Annotated in this window: 3 protein-coding genes and 1 pseudogene; 3 read left to right on the plus strand and 1 reads right to left on the minus strand. The window is 63.6% G+C overall.

Going from position 1 to position 6,298, the window contains the following annotated elements; all coding sequences use genetic code 11:
* Positions 1-9: 9 nt before the first annotated feature.
* Entirely contained in the window at positions 10-564 is a 555-nt protein-coding gene (locus ACP5MM_RS00785) for a hypothetical protein (protein ID WP_427933951.1), read from the plus strand.
* A gap of 50 nt (positions 565-614) precedes the next feature.
* On the opposite strand, the gene tldD is transcribed toward ACP5MM_RS00785, so the two are convergent.
* Positions 615-2,156, minus strand: coding sequence for a metalloprotease TldD (tldD, locus tag ACP5MM_RS00790; protein ID WP_427933952.1), 1,542 nt, complete (start codon positions 2,154-2,156; stop codon positions 615-617).
* A gap of 512 nt (positions 2,157-2,668) precedes the next feature.
* Between tldD and ACP5MM_RS00795 the strand changes: the two genes are divergently transcribed.
* A complete protein-coding gene (locus tag ACP5MM_RS00795) occupies positions 2,669-5,509 on the plus strand; it encodes a ribonucleoside-diphosphate reductase subunit alpha (protein ID WP_427933313.1) in 2,841 nt (946 codons plus the stop codon).
* Positions 5,510-5,592: 83 nt separating this feature from the next.
* Positions 5,593-6,084, plus strand: a pseudogene (locus ACP5MM_RS00800) (ribonucleotide-diphosphate reductase subunit beta); the annotation flags it as partial.
* Positions 6,085-6,298: the final 214 nt, after the last annotated feature.

The raw sequence follows: 6,298 nt of genomic DNA on the forward strand, positions 1-6,298 counted from the left end.
GACAGCATCATGTCTTGGACCAGGAACAGAAAATCTATCGGGTTTGCCGTGGGGTTTGCCTTTGCTGCGGCCGCCAGCATGGGGCATGGATCTTTGGCCGTTGCGGCGCAACGGCAGATCAGTTTTCCAGCAAACTATTCCGACGTGCGGCTCATCCATGAAAAACTGCTCCAGGCACTGCGGCTGGTATATGGCCCAGACGTCCGGCTCACCGACTTCGGCGCCATATTCCCGGGAGAGCTCACCCCCCAGGCAAAGGACCAGGGGCTGTTCCTGGACTATGCGTTGCCCAAGGCATTCACCGAGGAGAGGTATATGCCCTTCTACCAAGCCCTGAAGGAGGTCGGCATCATCCAGTCCGCCGACCCGCGCGCGGAGAAAAAAGAGGCGCAAATCCAAAAAAACCGGGAACTCGGTGATTTTCCATTGGTAGACTTACGGGGGTGGGTCTGGGAAAATCCTGCGGATCACCGTTGTTGGCAAGTTGGCTTTCTTTTCGATCCAGGTGATCCCACCTGGGCGCGCACCATGGACATCCATCTTCAGCGAAAATCAGATGAATGATGTCAATGGGCGCGTCGGTATTAGTGAAGTGATCAGGAATACCATGGTGATCACGAAACCAGGCGGGCGCAGGTCACCTGTGCAGCGGCACGGCATTTCGCGCCGAAGACCCATCCCGATTTCGTCCTGCCTGTTGGCGCGAGCCCCTCAGCCCTGCGTCCCCCCACCGTCAGGTCGCGGATCTTCAGGGTGGGCTGGCCGACGCCCACGGGCACGCTCTGACCATCCTTGCCGCAGGTGCCCACCCCCGAATCCAGACGCAGGTCGTTGCCGATCATCTCGACCCGGGTGAGGACGTCGGGGCCGTTGCCGATGAGGGTGGCGCCCTTCACGGGCCGGGTGATCCTGCCGTTTTCGATGAGATAGGCCTCGGCGGCGGAAAAGACGAACTTGCCGTTGGTGATGTCCACCTGGCCGCCGCCGAAGTTCACCGCGTAGAGGCCCTTTTTGACGCTGCGGATGATCTCTTCGGGGTCCTTGTCGCCGGCCAGCATGTAGGTGTTGGTCATGCGCGGCATGGGCAGATGGGCGTAGGATTCCCGGCGGCCGTTGCCGGTGGAGGCCACGCCCATGAGGCGGGCATTGAGGGTGTCCTGCAGGTAGCCCTTGAGGATGCCGTCCTCGATGAGCACCGTGCACTGGGTCGGGGTACCCTCATCGTCCATATTGAGGCTGCCGCGGCGGCCCTCCAGGGTGCCGTCATCCACCACGGTGACGCCGGGCGCGGCCACCCGCTCGCCGACGCGGCCGCTGAAGGCGCTGGTGCCCTTGCGGTTGAAATCCCCCTCCAGGCCGTGGCCGATGGCCTCGTGCAGGAGGATGCCCGGCCAGCCCGGCCCGAGCACCACCTCCATGCCGCCGGCGGGCGCCGCTTCGGCCTCCAGGTTGACCAGGGCCTGACGTGCCGCTTCCCGGGCAAAACCGCTGGCCATGTCGCCCTGCAAGAATTCGCGATAGTCATAACGGCCGCCGCCGCCGGCGCTGCCCTGCTCGCGCCGCCCGCCCTGTTCGGCGATGGCGGTGACGTTGAGGCGCACCAGCGGCCGGACGTCCGCGGCCATGGTCCCGTCCAGACGCATCACCAGCACCGCCTCGAAACGCGCGCTCAGGCTGGCCATGACCTGGACGATGCGCGGGTCGTAGTCGCGCGCCGCCGCCTCCACGCGCTCCAGGAGGGCGATCTTTTCCTCATTGCCGATGGAGGCCAGGGGATCCACCGGGGGATAGAGGGCCAGCGCATCGCGCCGTCGCCAAACCAATGCCCGCTGCTCGCCCTGTTCATGGACAATGGCGCGCGCCGCCTCCGCCGCCACCAAGAGGGCGGGCATGGCGATCTCGTCGGAATAGGCCAGGCCCTGGCGCTCGCCACGGACCGTCCGTACCCCCACGCCCTGCTCGATGGCATGGCTGCCGGACTTCACCACACCCTCTTCCAGACTGAAACCCTCGCTGCGGCTGTACTGAAAATACAGATCCGCATCGTCCAAAGCACGATGGGCGAGGCTGGCAAAGACCTTTTCCAGCCCCTCTTCGGCGATACCGCCGGGAGCGAGGAGGGTGGCGCGGGCAAGTTCCATGGCCGAAGCAGACATAGCAATCCTTCTGTGATGTGGCCGGCCATGGCAACGGCCGGAGGCTGGAGATTCAGGGATGTCACACCCTTGCAGTATGCCCTCTTTTCAGGAATTGGAACAAGTCCAAAGCACTACGCCAAGCCCCGGGCCAAAACCCTGCCTCATGCCGGACGGGAAACATGGCTGAGCCGAGGCCGGTAACCACCGTTTTAACTGTGAAACAACGACCCTGTTGCCCCCGTAATATCGCGCTGCGTTTCATGATGCTTGGCTTGGGTGTGCCGTAGAACGTGATCGTCAGGATAGCGGATCCCTTCCCTGCGGCAATACCCGTTTTTCACCATGCCCCTCTTCCGTCAGCGCTGAAAATTGCCTTTTTCCCTGCCGGGTTAAGGCAGTTATGCACCGTTTTTACCGCCTTTCCGACAAGGCTTATGCACCCATTCATCCACAACATCTAGTTTGACATCTGCATCAATAGGCCTATATTTAGTGGACGCGCTGTCCACCATCGAAGTAAGGAGTCGCTCATGTCCAACGCCTCGGCCCAGATCATCGCCAATCCTCAGTACAACCCCTCCGAAGCCTCCCATTACCGGGTCATCCGCCGCAACGGGGCGGTCCTGCCCTTTGATGCCGGCAAGATCCACATCGCCATGACCAAGGCCTTCCTCGCCGTGGAGGGGGGGAGCGGCGCCGCCAGTGCGCGCATCCGTGATCTGGTGGGGCGCCTTACGGAGCAGGTGGTGGAGGCATTGCAGCGGCGCCAGCCCGGAGGCGGCACCTTTCATATCGAGGACATTCAGGATCAGGTGGAACTGGCCCTCATGCGCGCCGGCGAGCACGAGGTAGCGCGGGCCTATGTCCTCTATCGTGAGGAGCGGGCCCGGGAGCGGGCCCGGCAACAGCCCGAAGCAGCGCCTGCCGGCGGCCTCCACGTCTGCTATCCCGACGGCAACCGGCGCCCTCTGGACCTGGAGCGCCTGCGCAAGGTCATCGAAGAGGCCTGCGCCGGCCTGGGCGCGGCGGTCTCGGTGGACGCCATCCTCCACAGTACCCTGAAAAATCTCTACGACGGCATCAGCGAGGAGGAGCTCTTCCTCGCCCCCGTCCTCTCCGCCCGCGTCCTCATCGAGCAGGACCCCGCCTATGCCTATGCCACCGCCCGCCTGCTCTTGGACCGGGTGCGCCGGGAAGTCCTGGACGAGGCCGCCACGCAGGAGGAAATGGCCGCGCGCTATCCCGAGTATTTCCGCGAATACCTGCAACTGGGCATCCGCCACGAGCTCATCGACCCTCGCTTGGGGCAGTTCGATCTGGACCGCATCGGCGCCGCCCTCAAGCCCGAAAGGGATCTGAATTTCCAGTATCTGGGCCTGCAGATCCTCTACGACCGCTACTTCCTGCATATCCGCGATCGCCGTATCGAGCTGCCCCAGGCCTTTTGGATGCGCGTGGCCATGGGCCTGGCCGTGGAGGAGATCGACCGGGAAGGGCAGGCCATCGCCTTTTACGAGGTGCTGTCCAATTTCGATTTCGTCAGCTCCACCCCTACCCTCTTCAACGCCGGCACCCTGCGCCCCCAGCTCTCCAGTTGTTTCCTCACCACCGTGGCCGATGATCTGGACGGCATCTACGAGGCCATCAAGGAAAACGCCCTGCTCTCCAAGTACAGCGGCGGGCTGGGCAACGACTGGACGCCGGTGCGCGCCCTGGGCTCCTACATCAAGGGCACCAATGGCAAGTCCCAGGGCGTCGTGCCCTTCCTCAAGGTGGTCAACGACACGGCCGTAGCCGTCAACCAGGGCGGCAAGCGCAAGGGGGCCGTCTGCGCCTATCTCGAGACCTGGCATCTGGATATCGAGGAGTTCCTCGAACTGCGCAAGAACACCGGCGATGACCGGCGCCGCACCCACGACATGAATACCGCCAACTGGGTCCCGGATCTTTTCATGGAGCGGGTCATGGCCGAAGGCCAGTGGACCCTCTTCAGCCCCAACGAGGTCGCCGATCTCCACGACCTCACCGGCGCCGCCTTCAAGGCCCGTTACGAACATTACGAGCGGCTGGTGGACGAAGGGGTCATCACCCTCTACAAGCGCCTTCCCGCCCTGCAGCTCTGGCGCAAGATGCTGACCATGCTCTTTGAGACGGGGCACCCGTGGATCACCTTCAAGGACCCCTGCAACCTGCGCAGCCCGCAACAGCATGTGGGGGTGGTGCATAGTTCCAATCTCTGCACCGAGATCACCCTCAATACCAACGATCGGGAGATCGCCGTGTGCAACCTGGGCTCCGTCAACCTGGTCGCCCACCTGCGCCATCCCCTCCAGGACGATGGCATCGAACTGCGCACCAGCGCCGATGCCGGGGAACTCCTGAGCCACCTGGATGTGGACAAGCTGGCCCGCACCGTCAAAGTCGCCATGCGCATGCTCGACAATGTCATCGACATCAACTACTACGCCCTCAACAAGGCGCGCAGCGGCAACCTGCGCCACCGTCCCGTGGGCCTGGGCCTGATGGGCTTCTCCGATGCCCTCCTGCAACTGCGCATCCCCTATGCCTCCCCGGCGGCGGTGGCCTTTGCCGACATCAGTCAGGAGCTGATCTCCTACCACGCCATTGACGCCTCCGCGGACCTGGCGCGGGAGCGCGGCAGCTATCACAGCTTCCCCGGCTCCCTGTGGAGTCGGGGCGTCCTGCCCATCGACAGCATCGAGCTCCTCGCGGCCGCTCGCCAGAACGGCGTGGACATGGATCGCTCCGCCCGCCTCGATTGGGCCAGCCTGCGCGAAAAGGCCCAGGGCGGCATGCGCAACAGCAACTGCCTCGCCATCGCCCCCACCGCCACCATCTCCAATATTGTCGGCGTCAGCCAGGGGATCGAGCCCATTTACCAGAACCTCTACGTCAAATCCAACCTCTCCGGCGAATTCACCGTGGTCAACGAATACCTGGTCACGGACCTCAAGCGCCTCGGTCTCTGGGACGACGTCATGGTCAACGACCTCAAGTACTTCGACGGCTCGGTCATGCCCATCGACCGCATTCCCGCCAGGCTCAAGCCCCTCTATGCCAACGCCTTCGAGACCGATCCCACCTGGCTCATCGAGGCGGCAGCGCGGCGGCAAAAGTGGCTGGACCAGGCCCAGAGCCTCAATCTCTACTTCGCCCAGGCATCGGGCAAAAAGATTGACGACACCTACCGCCTCGCCTGGCGGCGCGGCCTCAAGACCACCTATTACCTGCGGTCCCTGGGCGCCACGGCGGCGGAGAAGTCCACCGTGCAAACGGGCACCCTCAACGCCGTCTCCGGCATCCTCAAGGCCTGCGCCATTGACGATCCGGGTTGTGAGGCTTGCCAGTGACAGGGATCGGCGGTCAGGAATCGGAACTACAGGAGTGCATCATGCTGGACTTTGAAAAAACACCGAGCAGCCAGCCCCGCGCCATGGCGGAGGCCATCTTCCAGAGACAGGCGCGCCATGAGGGGGGGATTCAGGCGCAAAGCTTCGACCGTGTCAGCGCCGAGGACAAGCGCATCATCAACGGCCGGGCCGACGTCAATCAGCTCGTGCCCTTCAAGTACCAATGGGCCTGGGACAAGTACCTGGCGGCCTGCGCCAACCACTGGATGCCCCAGGAGGTGCAGATGGCCAGGGACATCGCCCTGTGGAAGGATCCCAAGGGCCTGACCGAGGACGAACGGCGCATCGTCAAGCGCAACCTCGGCTTTTTCGTCACGGCGGACAGCCTGGCCGCCAACAACATCGTGCTCGGCACCTACCGCCATATCACCGCGCCGGAATGCCGCCAGTACATGCTGCGCCAGGCCTTCGAAGAGGCCATCCACACCCATGCCTACCAGTACATCGTCGAATCCATCGGCCTGGACGAGGGCGAGATCTTCAATATGTACCACGAGGTGGCATCGGTACGGGATGTTACGTCCCGCGATAATTTAGGCGTAACGTCCCGCGCTATTTGAGGGCGAACAGGCGGGTGCGTCCCATGCGGATTTGGGAAGTACACGCCCCCGGAAGAGCGCGGGACGGCGTGGTCCGTATGTTGGGTTCAGAACGGTGAGTGGGGGTCCGCGGACCGGATCTGATGGGCCCTGGCTTGTGCGCCGTAGCGGCTCTCCAACAGGCTCATCA

It is taken from the genome of Acidithiobacillus sp. (assembly GCF_049965315.1).
Taxonomy (GTDB): Bacteria; Pseudomonadota; Gammaproteobacteria; order Acidithiobacillales; family Acidithiobacillaceae; genus Acidithiobacillus_B.